Origin of the sequence: Streptomyces sp. CB01201 (assembly GCF_002803085.1) — a bacterium.
Taxonomy (GTDB): Bacteria; Actinomycetota; Actinomycetes; order Streptomycetales; family Streptomycetaceae; genus Streptomyces; species Streptomyces hundungensis.
On sequence record NZ_NNBJ01000005.1, the window covers coordinates 387,002 to 406,452 of the forward strand.

Sequence of the window (19,451 nt, forward strand, 5' to 3'; positions counted from 1 at the left end):
CGCCCGCCCCCGTGCCGGGCCGGGCCGTGACTTCCGCCATGTCAGTCGCAAGGAGTGAATTCGTCTGTCGACCGCCATCCTTACCGGTCCGCCGGTGCCCGGATCGCAGCTCGGACCCGATCTGCGCACGCTGGGTTTCGACGTGCAGAACGCCTTCCTCCCCGACGACCTGCCCCGTCTGCTCGCCGAGGTGCCGGCCGGTGAACGTGTCGCCCTGGTCGACCCGCGCTTCCTCGGCCACGTCCACGCGCTGCGCCTCGCCCTGACCGACCCGCGCTTCCCGGCCGCCTCGGTCCCGGGCGCCCTCGCCGTGCAGGCCGCGGCCCGCCCGGCGCTCGCCCGCGCCCTGTCCGGCGGCCCTTCGGCGCCCGCTGCCCAGGTGCGGACGACCTCGGTGCTCACCGACGACATCGCGGCCGCCATCGAGGCCGACGGCACCGCCGTGCACCACCCGGAGCTCGGCTCGCTCGTCGCGACCGTCCCCGCCGACGAGGTCGCCGCGGCCGAGGCGAGCCGGGCCGTCGCCGCGGTCGACGACGAGGCCGTGCGGCTGCGCAACGCCGTGAAGTCCCGCGACGGGTTCTTCACCACCCACTGCATCAGCCCGTACTCCCGCTACCTCGCCCGCTGGTGCGCCCGCCGGGGACTCACCCCCAACCAGGTCACCACCGCCTCGCTGCTCACCGCCCTGATCGCGGCCGGCTGCGCGGCGACCGGGACCCGCGGCGGGTACGTCGCGGCCGGGGTGCTGCTGATCCTCTCCTTCGTCCTGGACTGCACCGACGGGCAGCTCGCCCGCTACTCGCTCCAGTACTCGACGATGGGGGCCTGGCTCGACGCCACCTTCGACCGTGCCAAGGAGTACGCCTACTACGCCGGCCTCGCGCTCGGCGCGGCCCGCGGCGGTGACGACGTATGGGCGCTCGCGCTCGGCGCCATGGTGCTCCAGACCTGCCGCCACGTCGTGGACTTCTCGTTCAACGAGGCACACGTCGCAGGCACGGACGGCACCGCCAACACCAGCCCCACCGCGGCCCTCTCCGACCGGCTCGACTCGGTCGGCTGGACGGTGTGGGCGCGGCGCATGATCGTGCTGCCGATCGGCGAGCGCTGGGCGATGATCGCCGTCCTGACCGCCGTCACCACGCCCCGCATCGTCTTCTACGCGCTGCTCATCGGCTGTGCCTTCGCCGCCTGCTACACCACCGCGGGACGCGTCCTGCGCTCCGTGAGCCGCCGCGCCCCCCGCACCGACCGGGCCGCCCAGGCCCTCGCCGAGCTCGCCGACAGCGGCCCGCTCGCACAGCTGGTCGCGGCGAAGGCGCCCCGGATCCCCGGCGCCCCGGTCCTCGCGGCGGTCGGCGCCCTGCTGGTCGTGGCCGCCTCCCTCACGCTGCCCGTCGGCAGCGGCCCGGTGATCGGCGCCGCCGCGCTCTACGCGGTGCTGTCCGGACTTGCCGTCGCCCGGCCCCTCAAGGGCCCCCTCGACTGGCTCGTACCGCCGCTCTTGCGGGTGGCCGAGTACTGCACGGTCCTGATCCTGGCGGCCCGCTCGGACGTGGCCGGGGCGCTTCCCGCGGCCTTCGGGCTCGTCGCGGCGGTCGCCTACCATCACTACGACACGGTCTACCGCATCAAGGGCGGGTCCGGCGCGCCGCCGCAGTGGCTGGTGCGGGTGATCGGCGGCCACGAGGGCCGCACGCTCCTGGTGACGGTGCTCGCCGCCGTCCTCGCCACGCGAGACACAGACTTCACCCTGGCGCTCACCGCCCTCGCGGCGGTCATCGCGCTCGTGGTGCTCGTGGAGTCCATCCGCTTCTGGGTGTCCTCCGGAGCACCTGCCGTACATGACGAAGGAGAAACAGCATGATTGGCCTCGTACTGGCAGCCGGTGCCGGACGCCGTCTGCGCCCCTACACCGACACGCTCCCGAAGGCCCTCGTGCCTGTCGACGGTGACACCACCGTCCTGGACATCGCGCTGAAGAACTTCGCCGAGGTCGGCCTGACCGAGGTCGCCATCGTCGTCGGCTACCGCAAGGAAGCCGTCTACGCCCGCAAGGAGGCCCTGGAGGCCAAGTACGGCGTCGCGATCACGCTGATCGACAACGACAAGGCCGAGGAGTGGAACAACGCCTACTCCCTGTGGTGCGCCCGTGAGGTCCTCAAGCGCGGTGTGATCCTCGCCAACGGCGACACGGTCCACCCCGTCTCGGTCGAGAAGACCCTGCTGGCCGCGCGCGGCCAGGGCCAGAAGATCATCCTCGCCCTCGACACGGTGAAGAACCTCGCCGACGAGGAGATGAAGGTCATCACCGCCGAGGGCAAGGGCGTCCAGCGCATCACCAAGCTGATGGACCCGGCGAGTGCCACCGGCGAGTACATCGGCGTCACGCTCATCGAGCCCGAGGCTGCCGAGGAGCTCGCCGACGCCCTGAAGGCCACCTTCGAGCGCGACCCCGACCTCTACTACGAGGACGGCTACCAGGAGCTCGTCAACCGCGGCTTCACCGTCGACGTGGCCCCCATCGGCGAGGTGTCGTGGGTCGAGATCGACAACCACGACGACCTGGCGAAGGGCCGTGAGATCGCGTGCCAGTACTGACTCGGCTCATCCCCTCGCCGGTTGTCGTCGACATCCGGCGCGGGGCGCTGGACGACCTCGCGGTCGTCCTCGCCGACCAGCGCATCTCCGCCAACGGCAAGCTGGCGATCGCGATCAGCGGCGGCTCGGGGCTCAAACTGCGCGAGCAGTTCGGCCCCCTGCTGCCGGGTGCCGAGTGGTACCCGGTCGACGGCGGCACCATCGACGCGGCGGTCAAGCTCGCCGACGCGATGCGCGGCAAGCGCTACGACGCGGTCGTGGCGCTCGGCGGCGGCAAGATCATCGACGTGACGAAGTACGCGGCGGCCCGCGTCGGCCTGCCGATGGTCGCCGTCGCCACGAACCTCTCGCACGACGGCATCTGCTCGCCGGTCTCCACCCTGGACAACGACAACGGGCGCGGCTCCTACGGCGTGCCCACCCCGATCGCCATCCTGATCGACCTCGCCGTGATCCGGGACGCGCCCCCGCGCTTCGTGCGCTCGGGCATCGGTGACGCGATCTCCAACCTGTCCGCCATCGCGGACTGGGAGCTCTCGCACCGCGAGACCGGTGAGCCGGTCGACGGCCTGGCCGCCGCCATGGCGCGCAGCGCCGGCGAGGCGGTCCTGCGCCACCCGGGCACCGTCGGCGACGACGACTTCCTGGTCACGCTCTCCGAGGGCCTGGTCATGTCCGGCATCGCCATGTCGATCAGCGGCGACACCCGGCCCTCGTCCGGCGCCTGCCACGAGATCAGCCACGCCTTCGACCTGCTCTTCCCGCAGCGCGCGGCCAGCCACGGCGAACAGTGCGGCCTCGGCGCCGCGTTCGCCATGCACCTGCGGGGCGCGAAGGCCGAGTCCGGCCTCATGACCGAGGTGCTGCGCAGGCACGCCCTGCCGGTCACGGCGGAGGAAATCGGCTTCACCGCCGACGAGTTCGTCCAGGCCGTGGAGTTCGCCCCGCAGACCCGGCCCGGCCGCTACACCATCATCGAGCACCTCGACCTGTCCACCGACCAGATCAGGGACGCGTACGCCGACTATGCCAAGACCATCCGTAGCTGAGCTCCGCCCGGTCGTGCACCCGGCGGGTGTGAAGGACCGGGTCAGTGGCGAACACTGGGGCGGCCGTCTGTACATGCGCGAGATCTCGCTGCGCATCACCCGCGTCCTGGTCACCACCAAGGTCACGCCGAACCAGCTGACCTATCTGATGACCCTGAGCGGGGTCCTCGCCGCCCCGGCCCTGCTGGTGCCGGGCGTCTGGGGCGCCGTGCTCGGTGTCGTCGCCGTCCAGGGCTATCTGCTGCTCGACTGCGTGGACGGCGAAGTCGCCCGCTGGAAGAAGCAGTTCTCGCTGTCCGGCGTCTACCTGGACCGCGTCGGTGCCTATCTGTGCGACGCGGCGGTCCTGGTCGGCTTCGGCCTGCGCGCCGCCGACCTGTGGGGCCCCGGCCGCATCGACTGGCTGTGGGCCTTCCTCGGCACGCTCGCGGCCCTCGGCGCGATCCTGATCAAGGCGGAGACCGACCTCGTCGGCGTGGCCCGCCACCAGGGCGGTCTGCCGCTGGTCAAGGACGCGGCGGCCACCCCGCGCTCCTCCGGTGTGGCGCTGGCCCGCCGGGCCGCGGCCGCGCTGAAGTTCCACCGGCTCGTCCTCGGCATCGAGGCGTCCCTGCTGATCCTGGTCCTCGCGATCGTGGACCAGGTCCGCGGCGACCTGTACTTCTCCCGCCTGGGCGTCGCGGTGCTGGCCGGCATCGCGCTGCTCCAGACGGTGCTGCACCTCGTGTCCATCCTCGCGTCGAGCAGGCTCAAGTGAACGCTCCCCTGAAGGTCGGCGCCGTCGTCATCACGATGGGCAACCGCCCCGCCGAACTGCGCGCCCTGCTGGACTCGGTCGCCAAGCAGGACGGCGACCGCGTCGAGGTCGTGGTGGTCGGCAACGGTGCCCCGGTCCCGGACGTCCCCGAGGGCGTACGCACCGTCGAGCTGCCGGAGAACCTGGGCATCCCGGGCGGCCGCAACGTCGGCATCGAGGCGTTCGGCCCCGCGGGCGCCGAGATGGACGTGCTGCTCTTCCTCGACGACGACGGCCTGCTGCCCCACCAGGACACCGCCGAGCTGTGCCGCCAGGCCTTCGCGGCCGACCCGGAGCTCGGCATCATCAGCTTCCGGATCGCCGACCCGGAGACCGGTGTCACCCAGCGCCGCCACGTGCCGAGGCTGCGTGCCGCCGACCCGATGCGCTCCTCACGCGTGACGACCTTCCTCGGCGGCGCCAACGCCGTGCGCACCCAGGTGTTCGCGGAGGTCGGCGGGCTGCCGGACGAGTTCTTCTACGCGCACGAGGAGACCGACCTCGCCTGGCGGGCGCTGGACGCCGGCTGGATGATCGACTACCGCGCGGACATGGTCCTGCACCACCCGACGACCGCCCCGTCCCGGCACGCGGTCTACCACCGGATGGTGGCCCGCAACCGGGTCTGGCTGGCCCGGCGCAACCTGCCCGCCCCGCTGGTCCCGGTCTACCTGGGGGTCTGGCTGCTCCTGACCCTGGCTCGCAAGCCCTCGGGCCCGGCGCTCAAGGCCTGGTTCGGCGGGTTCAAGGAGGGGTGGACGACGCCCTGCGGACCGCGCCGTCCCATGAAGTGGCGTACGGTCTTCAAGCTCACCCGGCTGGGCCGTCCCCCCGTCATCTGAGAGTCTCGGGCTCTGAGACCATCGGGCGTACTTCTTGAACACGAAAGTTTCCACTTGTGAGTGACACAACCCTGTCCCCGGCGGACCTCGCCGCCAAGCACGGGCTGTCGGTGAGCGGTGCCCGACCCGGGCTGACCGCTTACATCAAGCAGCTGTGGGGTCGGCGCCACTTCATCCTGTCGTTCTCGTCGGCCAAGCTGACCGCCCAGTACAGCGAGGCGAAGCTCGGCCAGATCTGGCAGGTGGCTACGCCCCTGCTGAACGCGCTGGTCTACTACTTCATCTTCGGCGTGCTCATGGGAACGAGGAAGGGCATCCCCAACGATGTCTTCATCCCGTTCCTGGTGACCGGCGTGTTCCTGTTCACCTTCACGCAGAACTCGCTGATGGCCGGCGTACGGGCGATCTCTGGCAACCTGGGCCTGGTGCGGGCGCTGCACTTCCCGCGCGCCTCGCTGCCGATCTCCTTCGCGCTCCAGCAGCTCCAGCAGCTGCTCTTCTCGATGATCGTCCTGATGATCGTGGTGGTCGCCTCCGGCTTCATGCCGGGCATGACCTGGATCCTGATCGTCCCGGTCCTCGCGCTCCAGTTCGTCTTCAACACCGGACTCGCGCTGATCTTCGCCCGGCTCGGCGCCAAGACGCCGGACCTCGCGCAGCTGATGCCGTTCATCATGCGGACCTGGATGTACTCGTCCGGCGTGATGTTCAGCATCACCGCCGTGCTGAAGGACAAGCCGGGCTGGCTCAAGGACGTCCTCCAGGTCAACCCGGCCGCCGTCTACATGGACCTGGCCCGCTACGCACTGCTGGACGGCTATGGCGGCGGGTCCCTGCCCCCGCACGTCTGGGCACTCGCGGTCGGCTGGGCCGTCGTCGTGGGCGCCCTCGGATTCGTGTACTTCTGGAAGGCTGAGGAGCGATATGGCCGTGGCTGAGGACATCAGGGACCGCGTCGCGGTCGAGGACGCGCGGATTCCCACCGTCATCTGCGACGACGTGCACATCGTGTACACCGTCAACGGCGGCGGCGGCGGGAAGGGCAGCGCCACCGCCGCCCTGAGCCGCATAGTGAAGAGGGACAAGACCGGCGGCGCCTCCCGGGGCATGCGCCGGGTGCACGCGGTCAAGGGCGTGTCGTTCACCGCGTACCGGGGCGAGGCCATCGGCCTGATCGGCTCCAACGGCTCGGGCAAGTCGACGCTGCTGCGGGCCATCGCCGGTCTGCTGCCGCCCGAGAGCGGCCGGGTCTACACCGACGGGCAGCCCTCGCTGCTCGGTGTGAACGCTGCCCTGATGAACGACCTGACCGGCGAGCGCAACGTCATCCTCGGCGGCCTGGCCATGGGGATGTCCCGCGAGGAGGTCAGGGAGCGCTACGAGGAGATCGTCGACTTCTCCGGCATCAACGACAAGGGCGACTTCATCTCCCTGCCGATGCGCACCTACTCCTCCGGCATGGCGGCCCGGCTGCGGTTCTCCATCGCCGCGGCCAAGGACCACGACGTCCTCATGATCGACGAGGCCCTCGCCACCGGTGACCGCCAGTTCCAGATCCGCTCCGAGGAGCGCATCCGGGAGCTGCGCAAGCACGCCGGAACCGTCTTCCTGGTGAGCCACAGCATCGGCTCCATCCGGGACACCTGCGACCGCGTGCTCTGGCTGGAGCGCGGCGAGCTGCTCATGGACGGGCCGACCGACGAGGTCGTCAAGGCCTACCAGAAGGAGTCCGGCCGCTGACGCACCGTCATCCGGCGGACTCGCAGACCGAAGCCCCTGTCGATCAACCCCGGCAGGGGCTTTCGCGTCCTAAGGTGTGGTCGGACAGTCAAGATCCCGTCAAGTTGCCAGTATGCGGGGAAGGTTGAGCCGGATTGGAGTGTTCTTGTAATGCTCTCCACACCCCGACGTGTTGTCGGCCGTTGTACAACGTAAGCTGTACCGGTGCTGATTCGCGGCAAGTGGGGTAATACGCCCCCGGCTCCTCGCACGACGGGTCACCCCGTCCGGGGAGGTCAGGCGGCGTGTCCGAAATAGGATGTTTTGGGTCGGCGGTGTAGAACGGGAGATGTGACGGCCATGGCTACGGAAGATCTCCAGCTCCAAGGGACGGCCGCCGTTCCCGCCCCGGGCGGTACCCGGTGACCCGAGTCCGGGACGTGCGCACCGGCACCCCCTCGCGCGCCACGCTCGACAAGGCCGCGGACGAGAACTTCCCGGTGGCCCCCTTCTTCCTGCCGCGCGCCTGGCGCGACGACCTGATGGCCGTGTACGGCTTCGCCCGGCTCGTCGACGACATCGGTGACGGCGACCTCGCCCCCGGCGGCGCCGACGCCCGCCGCCTCGGCGTGGCCCCGGCCGACGCCGACGACCGGCTCGTCATGCTCGACGCGTTCGAGGCGGATCTGCGCCGCGTCTTCGACGGCACGCCCCGCCACCCGCTCCTCGTGGGCCTGCAACCCACCGTGCGGCGCCGCGCGCTCACCCCCGAGCCGTTCCTCGGCCTGATCGCGGCCAACCGCCAGGATCAGCGGGTCCGGCGCTACGAGACATATGAGGAGCTGCTCGCCTACTGCGAGCTCTCCGCCAACCCCGTGGGAAGGCTCGTCCTCGCCATCACCGGCACCACGAGCCCGGAGCGCGTCCGTCGCTCCGACGCGATCTGCACGGCGTTGCAGATCGTCGAACACCTCCAGGACGTGAAGGAGGACCTCGGGCGGGACCGGATCTATCTGCCGGCCGAGGACATGTCCCGTTTCCATGTCACACAGGCCGATCTGGCCGCCCCCACGGGGAGCGCTTCGGTGCGCGCCCTGGTCGCGTTCGAGGCGGAACGCGCCGGGTCGTTGCTGAATGAAGGTACCCCCCTGGTGGGTAGCGTCCACGGCAGACTCAAGCTGCTGCTGGCCGGATTCGTGGCCGGAGGACGCGCCGCGCTCGACGCGGTCGCTGCCGCCGGCCACGACGTACTCCCGGGGCCGCCCAAGCCCACCAGGGCAAGGCTGATGCGCGAGGTGGGAGCCGTCTTGCGAAGAGCGCGTAGAGAGGGGTGAGCCGGACCGTGGAGGCACAGGCACCCGTGTCAGCACCGGTACAGGCCGCATACAGCTATTGCGAGGCGGTGACCGGGCAGCAGGCGCGCAATTTCGCGTACGGCATCAGGCTGCTGCCGGCCGACAAACGGCAGGCGATGTCCGCGCTGTACGCGTTCTCGCGCCGGGTCGACGACATCGGTGACGGAACGCTGGCCAACGACGCCAAGGGAACGCGCCTTGAGGAGACCCGGGCGCTGCTCGGGCGCATCCGCGACGGCGCCGTCGACGAGGACGACACCGACCCGGTGGCGGTGGCGCTCGCGGACGCGGCACGCCGGTTCCCGATCCCGCTCGACGGCCTCGACGAGCTCATCGACGGCGTCCTGATGGATGTGCACGGCGAGAGCTACGAGACCTGGGACGACCTGAAGACGTACTGCCGGTGTGTCGCGGGCGCGATCGGCCGGCTCTCACTCGGCGTGTTCGGCACCCAGCCCGGCGCGCCGGGCATCGAACGCGCCCCGGAGTACGCCGACACGCTGGGGCTCGCTCTCCAACTCACCAACATCCTCAGGGACGTTCGTGAGGACGCCAGCAACGGACGGACGTATCTGCCCTCCGACGACCTCGCCAAGTTCGGCTGCTCGGCGGGCTTCGACCGGCCCGTCCCGCCGCCCGGCTCCGACTTCGCCGGGCTCGTCCACTTCGAAGTCCGGCGCGCCCGGGCCCTGTTCGCCGAGGGCTACCGGCTGCTCCCCATGCTGGACCGGCGCAGCGGCGCCTGTGTCGCCGCCATGGCCGGGATCTACCGCAGGCTGCTCGACCGCATCGAGCGCGACCCGGAGGCGGTGCTGCGCGGGCGCGTATCGCTGCCCGGACGGGAGAAGGCGTACGTCGCGGTACGCGGACTCTCCGGTCTCGACACCCGGTACGTCTCCCGGCAGACCGCCAGGAGGCGCGTCTGATGCACCACGCGCACCCGGACGAAGGGCCAAGGACGACGACACGGGCCCGACGTGCAACTTCACCGTGCGGCGATGCGTCCTCGACTGCGTCGGCCCGTCGCGTGCGGGGCACCGGCGCGGCCCGGGGGGAGACGGCATGAACGACACGCGGCCCCAGCGCGCGGTGGTGATCGGCGGCGGGCTCGCCGGCATCACCGCCGCGCTCGAACTCGCCGACGCGGGCCTCGGCGTGACCCTGGTCGAGGGCCGCCCGCGGCTCGGCGGCCTCGCGTTCTCCTTCCGGCGCGGCGACCTCACCGTGGACAACGGCCAGCACGTCTATCTGCGCTGCTGCACCGCCTACCGCTGGTTCCTCGACCGGGTCGGCGGGGCCCAACTCGCCCCCGTCCAGGCCCGGTTGGACGTCCCCGTCCTCGATGTCGGGCACCCCAGGGGGCCCCGGCTCGGCCGGCTGCGCCGCGACCCGCTGCCGGTGCCGCTGCACCTCGCCCGCAGCCTCGCCGGCTACCCGCACCTCTCGCTCGCCGAGCGCGCCTCGGTCGGGCGCGCCGCGCTCGCGCTCAAGAAGCTCGACCCGGCCGACCCGGCCCTGGACGACGTGGACTTCGCGACCTGGCTCGGGCGGCACGGCCAGTCCGACCGGACCATCGAAGCCCTGTGGGACCTGGTCGGCGTGGCGACCCTCAACGCCACCGCGCCGCTCGCCTCCCTGGGCCTTGCCGCCATGGTCTTCAAGACCGGGCTGCTCTCCGAGGCGGGCGCCGCCGACATCGGCTGGGCCCGGGTGCCGCTCGGCGAGCTGCACGACACGCTCGCGCGCAAGGCCCTGGCCTCGGCGGGCGTACGCGTCGAAACGCGCACCAAGGCCGAGTCCGTCTCCCGTGTGGAGAAGGGCAGTTGGCGGGTCGAGCTGGCCGACGAGACGCTGGACGCCGAGGTCGTCGTGCTCGCGGTGCCGCAGAAGGAGACCCACGACCTGCTGCCCGAGGGCGCCCTCGACGAGCCGGACAAGCTCCTCGGCATCGGCACCGCGCCGATTCTCAACGTGCACGTCGTCTACGACCGCAAGGTGCTCAAGCAGCCCTTCTTCGCCGCGCTCGGCTCCCCGGTGCAGTGGGTCTTCGACCGGACGGACTCCTCGGGCCTCAAGGGCGCGGGGCAGTATCTGGCCGTCTCCCAGTCGGACGCCGGGGACGAGATCGAGCTTCCCGTGGCCGAACTGCGCGCCCGCTATCTGCCGGAGCTGGAAAAGCTGTTGCCCGCGGCGCGCGGTGCGGAGATCCTCGACTTCTTCGTCACCCGGGAGCGCACGGCGACGTTCGCCCCCACCCCCGGCGTCGGACGGCTGCGGCCGTCGGCGCGGACCCGTGCGGACGGCCTGTACCTGGCCGGCGCGTGGACCGCGACCGGCTGGCCCGCGACCATGGAGGGCGCCGTGCGCAGCGGATTCAGTGCCGCCGGCGCCGCCCTGTCCGCCCTCGGCCGCCCCCATGTTCATCCGCTTCAGGAGGCGGCATGACTGTTAGCAGTACTGGAACAAGAGGAGAGACTGTGCCGACTGTGCCTTCGGCTTCGGCGAATCCGGCTGTGGACACCGTGGACGTCACCGCCCTGCTGGAGCGGGGGCGCGCGCTGTCGACTCCGGAGCTGCGCGCGGCCGTCGACCGGCTCGCGGCTCCCATGGACACCGTCGCCGCCTACCACTTCGGGTGGATCGACGCCGAGGGGCGTCCGGCGGACGGAGACGGGGGCAAGGCCGTACGGCCGGCCCTCGCGCTGCTCTCCGCGGAGGCGGCCGGCGCCGCCGCCGAGGTCGGTGTGCCGGGAGCGGTCGCGGTGGAACTCGTGCACAACTTCTCGCTGCTGCACGACGACCTCATGGACGGCGACGAGCAGCGCCGCCACCGCGACACGGTGTGGAAGGTGCACGGGCCCGCCCAGGCGATCCTCGTCGGCGACGCCCTGTTCGCCCTCGCCAACGAGGTCCTCCTTGAACTCGGCACGGTGGAGGCGGGTCGCGCGACCCGCCGACTCACCACCGCCACAAGGAAGTTGATCGACGGTCAGGCCCAGGACATCTCCTACGAGCACCGCGAGCGGGTCACCGTCGAGGAGTGCCTGGAGATGGAGGGCAACAAGACGGGCGCGCTGCTCGCCTGTGCCGTCTCCATCGGTGCCGTCCTCGGCGGCGCCGACGACCACATGGCCGACACGCTGGAGGCGTACGGCTACCACCTCGGCCTCGCCTTCCAGGCCGTCGACGACCTGCTCGGCATCTGGGGCGACCCGGACGCCACGGGCAAGCAGACCTGGAGCGATCTGCGCCAGCGCAAGAAGTCGCTGCCGGTCGTCGCCGCGCTCGCCGCGGGCGGCCCGGCCTCCACGCGGCTGGGCGAACTGCTCGCCGCCGACGCCAAGAGCAACGACTTCGACAGCTTCTCCGAGGCGGAGTTCGCCACCCGCGCGGCCCTGATCGAGGAGGCCGGCGGCCGCGAGTGGACCTCGCAGGAGGCCCGCCGGCAGCACACCATCGCGATCCAGGCGCTCGACGCCGTCGACATGCCGGAAAAGGTCCGCACCCAGCTCACCGCGCTCGCGGACTTCGTCGTCGTCCGAAAGAGATGATCACTATTCGCATATGACTCGCAGTCGCCGGAGCGGCCCGGGAGACCGGGCCGCCTCCGACGGAGACCCCAGCACAGCAGAAGTAGCTACTGCACGAAGGGGAAGCCATGACAGCGACGACCGACGGAAGCACCGGGGCCCCGCGGCCCCGGGCCGCCGCGGCCAGTGCAACAACCGGGACCACCCCCGGCGCGGACGCGGTGCTCGAAGCCGCCCGGCAGGCCGCCGGGCGCGGCGTCGAGCACCTGCTGGCGCGGCAGGACGCCCAGGGCTGGTGGAAGGGCGACCTGGAGACCAACGTCACCATGGACGCCGAGGATCTGCTGCTGCGTCAGTTCCTCGGGATCCAGGACGAGAAGACCCTGCACGCCGCCGCCCTCTTCATCCGGGGCGAGCAGCGCGACGACGGGACCTGGGCCACCTTCTACGGCGGACCCGGTGAACTCTCCACCACCGTCGAGGCGTACGTCGCGCTCAGGCTGGCCGGCGACCGGCCCGAGGACGCCCACATGGCCCGCGCCGCGGCCTGGATCAGAGCCAAGGGCGGCATCGCCGCGAGCCGGGTCTTCACCCGCATCTGGCTGGCCCTGTTCGGCTGGTGGAAGTGGGACGACCTGCCCGAGCTGCCGCCCGAGCTGATCTTCCTGCCCACGTGGGTACCGCTCAACATCTACGACTTCGGCTGCTGGGCCCGGCAGACCATCGTGCCGCTGACGGTGGTCTCGGCGAAGCGCCCGGTGCGCCCCGCGCCCTTCGCGCTCGACGAGCTGCACACCGACGCCCGTCACCCCAATCCGGCCAAACCCCTTGCCCCGGTGGCGAGTTGGGACGGGGCGTTCCAGCGGCTCGACAAGGCGCTGCACGTCTACCACAAGGTGGCGCCGCGCAAGCTGCGCCGGGCCGCGATGCGCAGCGCCGCCCGCTGGATCGTCGAGCGCCAGGAGAACGACGGCTGCTGGGGCGGCATCCAGCCCCCGGCCGTGTACTCGGTGATCGCCCTGCATCTGCTCGGCTACGACCTCCAACATCCCGTGATGCGGGCCGGGTTGGAGTCCCTGGACCGGTTCGCGGTGTGGCGCGCGGACGGCGCCCGGATGATCGAGGCCTGCCAGTCCCCGGTGTGGGACACCTGCCTCGCGGCCATCGCCCTCGCCGACGCGGGCGTGCCGGGCGACCACCCAGCGCTCGTCAGGGCGGCCGACTGGATGCTGGAGGAGGAGATCACCCGGCCCGGCGACTGGGCCGTGCGCCGACCCCGACTCCAGCCGGGCGGCTGGGCATTCGAGTTCCACAACGACAACTACCCCGACATCGACGACACCGCCGAAGTGATCCTGGCGCTGCGCCGGGTCAAGCACCCCCAGCAGGAGAAGGTCGAGGCGGCCATCGCCCGCGGGGTGCGCTGGAACCTCGGGATGCAGTCGAAGAACGGCGCCTGGGGGGCGTTCGACGCCGACAACACCAGCGCCTTCCCCAACCGGCTGCCGTTCTGCGACTTCGGCGAGGTCATCGACCCTCCCTCGGCCGATGTCACCGCGCACGTCGTGGAGATGCTCGCCTACGAGGGCAAGGCGCACGACCCGCGGACCCGGCGCGGCATCGAGTGGCTGCTGGCCGAACAGGAGGCCAACGGAGCCTGGTTCGGCCGCTGGGGCGTCAACTACGTATACGGGACAGGGTCGGTGGTGCCCGCGCTCGTCGCCGCCGGAATCCCGGCCGCGCACCCCGCGATCCGCCGGGCGGTCGGCTGGCTGGAGTCCGTGCAGAACGACGACGGCGGCTGGGGCGAGGATCTGCGCTCCTACGGCGAGACCGAATGGAGGGGCCGCGGCCCCTCCACCGCCTCGCAGACCGCCTGGGCGCTGCTCGCGCTGCTGGCCGCGGGGGAGCGGGACGAGAAGGCCACCGAGCGCGGCATCGCCTGGCTCGCGGAGAACCAGCGCGAGGACGGCTCCTGGGACGAGCCGTACTTCACGGGTACCGGGTTCCCCTGGGACTTCTCGATCAACTACCACCTCTACCGGCAGGTCTTCCCGCTGACCGCGCTCGGCCGGTACGTCCATGGAGAACCGTTCTCCCCCAACGCCGCCAAGGGGAGCTGATGGACTCCCCCCAGGGCCCGCGGCCCGTGCCGCTGGTGATCGCCTGCGCGCTCACCATCGAGCGGCTCGCGCTGCGCGGCGCCCACGGCGGCGCGGCCGGCCCGGTCACCGTGCTGCGCAGCGGCATGGGACCCGCGGCCGCCGAACGCGCGATGGTCCGCACCCTCGGCACGGCCGGGATGCGTGACGCGGCGGTCATCGCCTCAGGCTTCTGCGCCGGCCTCGTCCCCGGGATGCATCCCGGGGACCTGGTCGTCGCCGAGGAAACCCGCGGCCCGGACGGCACCACGGTGTGCACCGGCGCCGAGGTGCTCGCCAAGGCGCTCACCGAAGCGCTGCCGGGCCGCACGGTCCACACCGGCCCGCTCACCGGGTCGGACCACGTCGTACGCGGCCCGGAACGGGCCGGTCTGCGGGCGACCGGGGCGATCGCGGTGGACATGGAGTCCGCCGCCACGCTGCGGGCCGCCCGGCAGGCCGGATCGCGTCCGGTTGCGGCCGTACGGGTGGTCGTGGACGCTCCAGAACATGAACTCGTCCGGATTGGCACGGTGCGCGGTGGAATATCAGCCTTCCGCGTTCTTCGTGCCGTCCTTCCCGCTTTCTTTGAATGGCACCGTTCTTTGCTGCTCCCCAGGAGGTGAGCCAGATGGCCATGCCGCTTCGCCAGTCCATCAGGGTCGGGACCTATCTCTTTGAACAGAAGTTGCGCAAGCGTGAGAAGTTCCCGCTGATCGTCGAGCTGGAACCGCTCTTCGCGTGCAACCTGAAATGCGAGGGCTGCGGAAAGATCCAGCATCCGGCCGGGATCCTGAAGCAGCGCATGCCGGTGGCCCAGGCCGTCGGAGCGGTACTGGAATCCGGCGCGCCGATGGTCTCCATCGCCGGCGGCGAGCCCCTGATGCACCCTCAGATCGATGAGATCGTGCGGCAGTTGGTGGCCAAGCGGAAGTACGTCTTCCTGTGCACCAACGCGCTCCTGATGCGCAAGAAGCTGGAGAAGTTCACCCCGTCGCCGTACTTCGCCTTCGCCGTGCACATCGACGGGCTGCGCGAGCGGCACGACGAGTCGGTGGCGAAGGAGGGCGTGTTCGACGAGGCGGTGGAGGCGATCAAGGAGGCCAAGCGGCAGGGCTTCCGGGTCACCACCAACTCGACCTTCTTCAACACCGACACCCCGCAGACCATCATCGAGGTGCTCAACTTCCTCAATGACGACCTCAAGGTCGACGAGATGATGATCTCGCCCGCGTACGCCTACGAGAAGGCCCCCGACCAGGAGCACTTCCTGGGCGTCGAGCAGACCCGGGAGCTCTTCAAGAAGGCGTTCTCCGGTGGCAACCGGGCGCGCTGGCGGCTCAACCACTCCCCGCTCTTCCTGGACTTCCTGGAGGGCAAGGCCGACTTCCCGTGCACCGCGTGGGCGATCCCCAACTACTCGCTCTTCGGCTGGCAGCGCCCCTGCTACCTGATGAGCGACGGGTACGTGCCGACGTACCGGGAGCTGGTCGAGGAGACCGACTGGAGCAAGTACGGACGCGGCCGCGACGAGCGGTGCGCCAACTGCATGGCGCACTGCGGCTACGAGCCGACCGCCGTGCTCGCGACCATGGGGTCGCTCAAGGAGTCGCTGCGGGCGGTCCGCGAGACCGTCCAGGGCAACCGCGGCTGAGGTGATGAGCCCCGGGGAGCCGGTCTCCCCGGGGCTCACCGCGCCGCCGGCCCGCCCGTCGCCGGTGTGCCGCCCCGCGCGGCGCGCCCGGGTCGGGCCGGCGGCGCTCGGCGGGGGCACACCCGTCTCCGCGCAGCCGGCTGAGCCGAACCCGAGGTCGATCGTGAGCTGAACAGCAGCAGAAAGTGGGGGCCCGAACGTGACGATCTTGGAGAACATCCGGGGGCCGCAGGACCTGCAAGCACTTGACCAGGCGGAACTCGGTGAACTCGCCCAGGAGATAAGGGAGTTCCTGATCCCGGCGGTGGCGCGCACCGGCGGCCACCTCGGGCCCAACCTGGGGGTGGTCGAACTCTCCATCGCCCTGCACCGGGCCTTCGAGTCACCGGTCGACCGCATCCTGTGGGACACCGGACACCAGAGCTATGTGCACAAGCTGCTCACCGGGCGGCAGGACTTCTCGAAGCTGCGCACCAAGGGAGGCCTGTCGGGCTATCCCTCGCGCGCCGAGTCCGAGCACGACGTCATCGAGAACAGCCACGCCTCCACCGTCCTCGGCTGGGCGGACGGCCTGGCCAAGGCCAACGAGGTGCTCGGCCGGGAGGGTCATGTCGTCGCCGTCATCGGCGACGGCGCGCTCACCGGCGGCATGGCCTGGGAGGCGCTCAACAACATCGCCGCCGCCCGGGACCGTCCGCTGATCATCGTCGTCAACGACAACGAGCGCTCCTACGGGCCCACCATCGGCGGCCTCGCGGGCCACCTCGCCACGCTGCGCACCACCGACGGCTACGAGCGGGTCCTGGCCTGGGGCAAGGACGTGTTGCAGAGCACCCCCGTCGTCGGGCAGCCGCTGTACGAGTCGCTGCACGGTGCGAAGAAGGGCTTCAAGGACGCGTTCGCCCCGCAGGGCATGTTCGAGGACCTCGGCCTGAAGTACGTCGGTCCGATCGACGGGCACGACACGGAGGCCGTCGAGTCGGCGCTGCGGCGGGCCCAGCGCTTCCACGGGCCGGTCCTCGTGCACTGCCTCACCGAGAAGGGCCGCGGCTATCAGCCCGCCCTCGACGACGAGGCCGACCGCTTCCACACCGTCGGCGCGATGGACCCCCTCACATGCGAACCGCTGACGCCCTCCAACGGCCCGTCCTGGACTGCCGTGTTCGGTGACGAACTCGCTCAACTCGGCGCCGAGCGGCCGGACATCGTGGCTCTGACCGCCGCCATGCTGCACCCCACCGGACTGACCAGGTTCGCCGAGCGCTTCCCCGAGCGGGTGTGGGACGTCGGCATCGCGGAGCAGCACGCGGCCGTCTCGGCGGCCGGTCTCGCCACCGGCGGACTGCACCCCGTCGTCGCCGTGTACGCGACCTTCCTCAACCGCGCCTTCGACCAGGTGCTCATGGACGTGGCCCTGCACCGGTGCGGGGTGACCTTCGTGCTCGACCGGGCCGGGGTGACCGGGGCCGACGGCGCCTCCCACAACGGCATGTGGGACCTGTCGATGCTCCAGGTCGTGCCCGGCCTCAGGATCGCCGCACCGCGTGACGCGGCCCAGCTGCGGGCCCAGCTGCGCGAGGCCGTGGACGTGGCCGACGCGCCGACGGTGGTGCGCTTCCCGAAGGAGTCCGTCGGGCCCGATGTCCCCGCGCTCGCCCGGCTCGGCGGCATGGACGTACTGCGCCGGGACGAGGACGCCGATGTGCTGCTCGTGGCGGTCGGTGTGCTCGCGCCCGTCTGCCTCCAGGCGGCCGAGCTCCTCGCCGGGCGCGGCATCACCTGCACGGTGGTCGACCCGCGCTGGGTCAAACCCGTCGACGAACAGCTCCCCCCGCTCGCCGCGCGGCACCGCCTGGTCGCGGTGGCGGAGGACAACGTCCGTACGGGGGGCGTCGGTTGGGCCGTGGGACAGGCCCTGCGGGACGCCGGGGTGGATGTGCCGCTGCGCGGCTTCGGCATTCCCGAACAGTTCCTCGCGCATGCCAAGCGCGGGGAGGTACTGGCCGACATCGGACTCACCCCGGTGGAGATCGCGGGACGGATCGGCGCCGCGCTCGCGGCCACGGAGGAAGCCGCCGCGGCGGCCGAGAAGGAGAGCGACGCATGACCGACGGCGACCCGAAGACCTTTCCGGCACCCGGCGCCGGGGCCCTGCGGGGCGAGGAGCTGCCGACCCCGGGTGCCGAGCCGCCCGGGGTCGAGGACCCCGGGGCACCCGGCGCTCCGGCCCCGCAGGACGAAGGGGCCGCGGGACCTGCCGCCGGCGCACCCGGGGGGAGCGCTTTCGAGGGGCCGGACCCCCACCCCCCGCAGGGCAAGGGCTTCGACCTGGCGCGGCTCCTGGCCGAGCGCGGGGCCGAGCGCTACGAACTGCACACCAAGTACCTCAACCACCAGCTTCCGCGCATGCTGCACACCATCGGCTTCGACCGGGTCTACGAGCGGGCCGAGGGCGCGTACTTCTGGGACTCCGAGGGCAACGACTACCTCGACATGCTCGCGGGCTTCGGGGTGATGGGCCTCGGGCGGCACCACCCCGTCGTGCGCAAGGCCCTGCACGACGTCCTCGACGCCTCGCTCGCCGACCTGACCCGCTTCGACTGCCAGCCGCTGCCCGGTCTGCTCGCCGAGAGGCTGCTCGCGCACAGCCCGCATCTGGACCGGGTGTTCTTCGGCAACAGCGGCACGGAGGCGGTGGAGACCGCTCTCAAGTTCGCCCGGTACGCCACCGGGAAGCCCCGCGTCCTGTACTGCTCGCACGCCTTCCACGGCCTGACGACCGGCTCGCTCTCGGTCAACGGCGAGTCCGGATTCCGCGACGGCTTCGCCCCGCTGCTGCCCGACACCGCGCTGCCGCTCGGTGATCTGGCTGTGCTGGAAAGGGAGTTGAAGCGCGGCGACGTGGCGGCCCTCATCGTCGAGCCGATCCAGGGCAAGGGCGTCCACGCGTCGCCGCCCGGCTATCTGCGCGCCGCGCAGGAGCTGCTGCACCGGCACAAGGCGCTGCTCATCGCCGACGAGGTGCAGACCGGCCTCGGGCGCACCGGCGACTTCTACGCCTACCAGCACGACGAGGGCGTGGAGCCGGACCTGGTGTGCGTCGCGAAAGCGCTCTCAGGGGGCTATGTGCCGGTCGGCGCGACCCTCGGCAAGGAGTGGATCTTCAAGAAGGTCTACTCGTCGATGGACCGCGTCCTGGTCCACTCGGCGAGCTTCGGCTCCAACGCCCAGGCGATGGCGGCCGGGCTCGCGGTGCTCTCGGTCATGGAGGACGAGGGTGTCGTCGCCAACGCCCGCGCCACCGGCGACCTGCTGCGCACCCGGCTCGCCGCCCTGATCGACCGCTACGAGCTGCTCTCGGACGTACGGGGCCGCGGGCTCATGATCGGCATCGAGTTCGGCCGGCCGTCCTCGCTCAAGCTGCGCAGCCGCTGGACCATGCTCCAGGCCGCCCGCAAGGGGCTCTTCGCGCAGATGGTCGTCGTGCCGCTGCTCCAGAAGCACCGCATCCTCACCCAGGTCTCCGGCGACCATCTGGAAGTCATCAAGCTGATCCCGCCCCTGACCATCACCGAACGCGAGGTGGACCGGTTCGTGGCGGCCTTCACCGCCGTCATGGACGACGCGCACGGCGGCGGCGGGCTGATGTGGGACTTCGGCCGGACCCTGGTGAAGCAGGCGGTCGCCAACCGCTGAGCCACGCGCTTTTGCCTCAGAGGCAAAAAGTTTGCCTCTGAGGCAACGGCCTGCCTGAATGGAGT

General features: G+C 71.3%; 16 protein-coding genes. All 16 read left to right on the forward strand.

Annotated features, from left to right (window positions below):
- The first annotated feature begins 64 nt into the window (after positions 1 to 64).
- Positions 65 to 1,870, forward strand: coding sequence for a DUF5941 domain-containing protein (locus tag CG740_RS13850; RefSeq protein WP_100575376.1), 1,806 nt, complete (start codon positions 65 to 67; stop codon positions 1,868 to 1,870).
- On the forward strand, positions 1,867 to 2,604 hold the full coding sequence (locus CG740_RS13855; protein WP_100575377.1) for a phosphocholine cytidylyltransferase family protein: 738 nt from the start codon (positions 1,867 to 1,869) through the stop codon (positions 2,602 to 2,604). Before CG740_RS13850 ends, CG740_RS13855 begins: the two co-directional genes overlap by 4 nt.
- Complete coding sequence (locus tag CG740_RS13860) at positions 2,592 to 3,653, forward strand: iron-containing alcohol dehydrogenase family protein (protein WP_100575378.1); 1,062 nt, start codon at positions 2,592 to 2,594, stop codon at positions 3,651 to 3,653. Before CG740_RS13855 ends, CG740_RS13860 begins: the two co-directional genes overlap by 13 nt.
- Entirely contained in the window at positions 3,631 to 4,410 is a 780-nt protein-coding gene (locus tag CG740_RS13865) for a CDP-alcohol phosphatidyltransferase family protein (RefSeq protein ID WP_100575453.1), read from the forward strand. Before CG740_RS13860 ends, CG740_RS13865 begins: the two co-directional genes overlap by 23 nt.
- A gap of 35 nt (positions 4,411 to 4,445) precedes the next feature.
- Positions 4,446 to 5,291, forward strand: coding sequence for a glycosyltransferase family 2 protein (locus tag CG740_RS13870; protein ID WP_376212829.1), 846 nt, complete (start codon positions 4,446 to 4,448; stop codon positions 5,289 to 5,291).
- 56 nt (positions 5,292 to 5,347) lie between these two features.
- Entirely contained in the window at positions 5,348 to 6,229 is an 882-nt protein-coding gene (locus tag CG740_RS13875) for an ABC transporter permease (protein WP_100575380.1), read from the forward strand.
- Positions 6,216 to 7,031, forward strand: a complete 816-nt coding sequence (locus CG740_RS13880) for an ABC transporter ATP-binding protein (RefSeq protein WP_100575381.1) — start codon at positions 6,216 to 6,218, stop codon at positions 7,029 to 7,031. Before CG740_RS13875 ends, CG740_RS13880 begins: the two co-directional genes overlap by 14 nt.
- Before the next feature lie 401 nt (positions 7,032 to 7,432).
- A complete protein-coding gene (gene hpnC, locus CG740_RS13885) occupies positions 7,433 to 8,344 on the forward strand; it encodes a squalene synthase HpnC (RefSeq protein ID WP_376231288.1) in 912 nt (303 codons plus the stop codon).
- Positions 8,341 to 9,291 (forward strand): presqualene diphosphate synthase HpnD, encoded by a 951-nt coding sequence (gene hpnD / locus CG740_RS13890; RefSeq protein WP_199846433.1) that lies wholly within the window; start codon positions 8,341 to 8,343, stop codon positions 9,289 to 9,291. The genes hpnC and hpnD overlap by 4 nt, the downstream gene beginning before the upstream one ends.
- A gap of 136 nt (positions 9,292 to 9,427) precedes the next feature.
- A complete protein-coding gene (gene hpnE, locus CG740_RS13895; RefSeq protein ID WP_100575383.1) occupies positions 9,428 to 10,810 on the forward strand; it encodes a hydroxysqualene dehydroxylase HpnE in 1,383 nt (460 codons plus the stop codon).
- Complete coding sequence (locus CG740_RS13900) at positions 10,807 to 11,916, forward strand: polyprenyl synthetase family protein (RefSeq protein WP_100575384.1); 1,110 nt, start codon at positions 10,807 to 10,809, stop codon at positions 11,914 to 11,916. The genes hpnE and CG740_RS13900 overlap by 4 nt, the downstream gene beginning before the upstream one ends.
- Before the next feature lie 107 nt (positions 11,917 to 12,023).
- Entirely contained in the window at positions 12,024 to 14,018 is a 1,995-nt protein-coding gene (gene shc / locus CG740_RS13905; RefSeq protein ID WP_100575385.1) for a squalene--hopene cyclase, read from the forward strand.
- Positions 14,018 to 14,662: a phosphorylase family protein gene (locus CG740_RS13910; protein ID WP_100575386.1), complete on the forward strand. Its 645-nt coding sequence runs from the start codon at positions 14,018 to 14,020 to the stop codon at positions 14,660 to 14,662. The genes shc and CG740_RS13910 overlap by 1 nt, the downstream gene beginning before the upstream one ends.
- Positions 14,663 to 14,667: 5 nt before the next feature.
- Entirely contained in the window at positions 14,668 to 15,690 is a 1,023-nt protein-coding gene (gene hpnH / locus CG740_RS13915; RefSeq protein ID WP_100575387.1) for an adenosyl-hopene transferase HpnH, read from the forward strand.
- A gap of 199 nt (positions 15,691 to 15,889) precedes the next feature.
- Positions 15,890 to 17,797, forward strand: coding sequence for a 1-deoxy-D-xylulose-5-phosphate synthase (dxs, locus tag CG740_RS13920; RefSeq protein ID WP_100575388.1), 1,908 nt, complete (start codon positions 15,890 to 15,892; stop codon positions 17,795 to 17,797).
- On the forward strand, positions 17,794 to 19,386 hold the full coding sequence (locus CG740_RS13925; protein WP_234376241.1) for an aspartate aminotransferase family protein: 1,593 nt from the start codon (positions 17,794 to 17,796) through the stop codon (positions 19,384 to 19,386). The genes dxs and CG740_RS13925 overlap by 4 nt, the downstream gene beginning before the upstream one ends.
- The last annotated feature ends 65 nt before the right edge of the window (positions 19,387 to 19,451 follow it).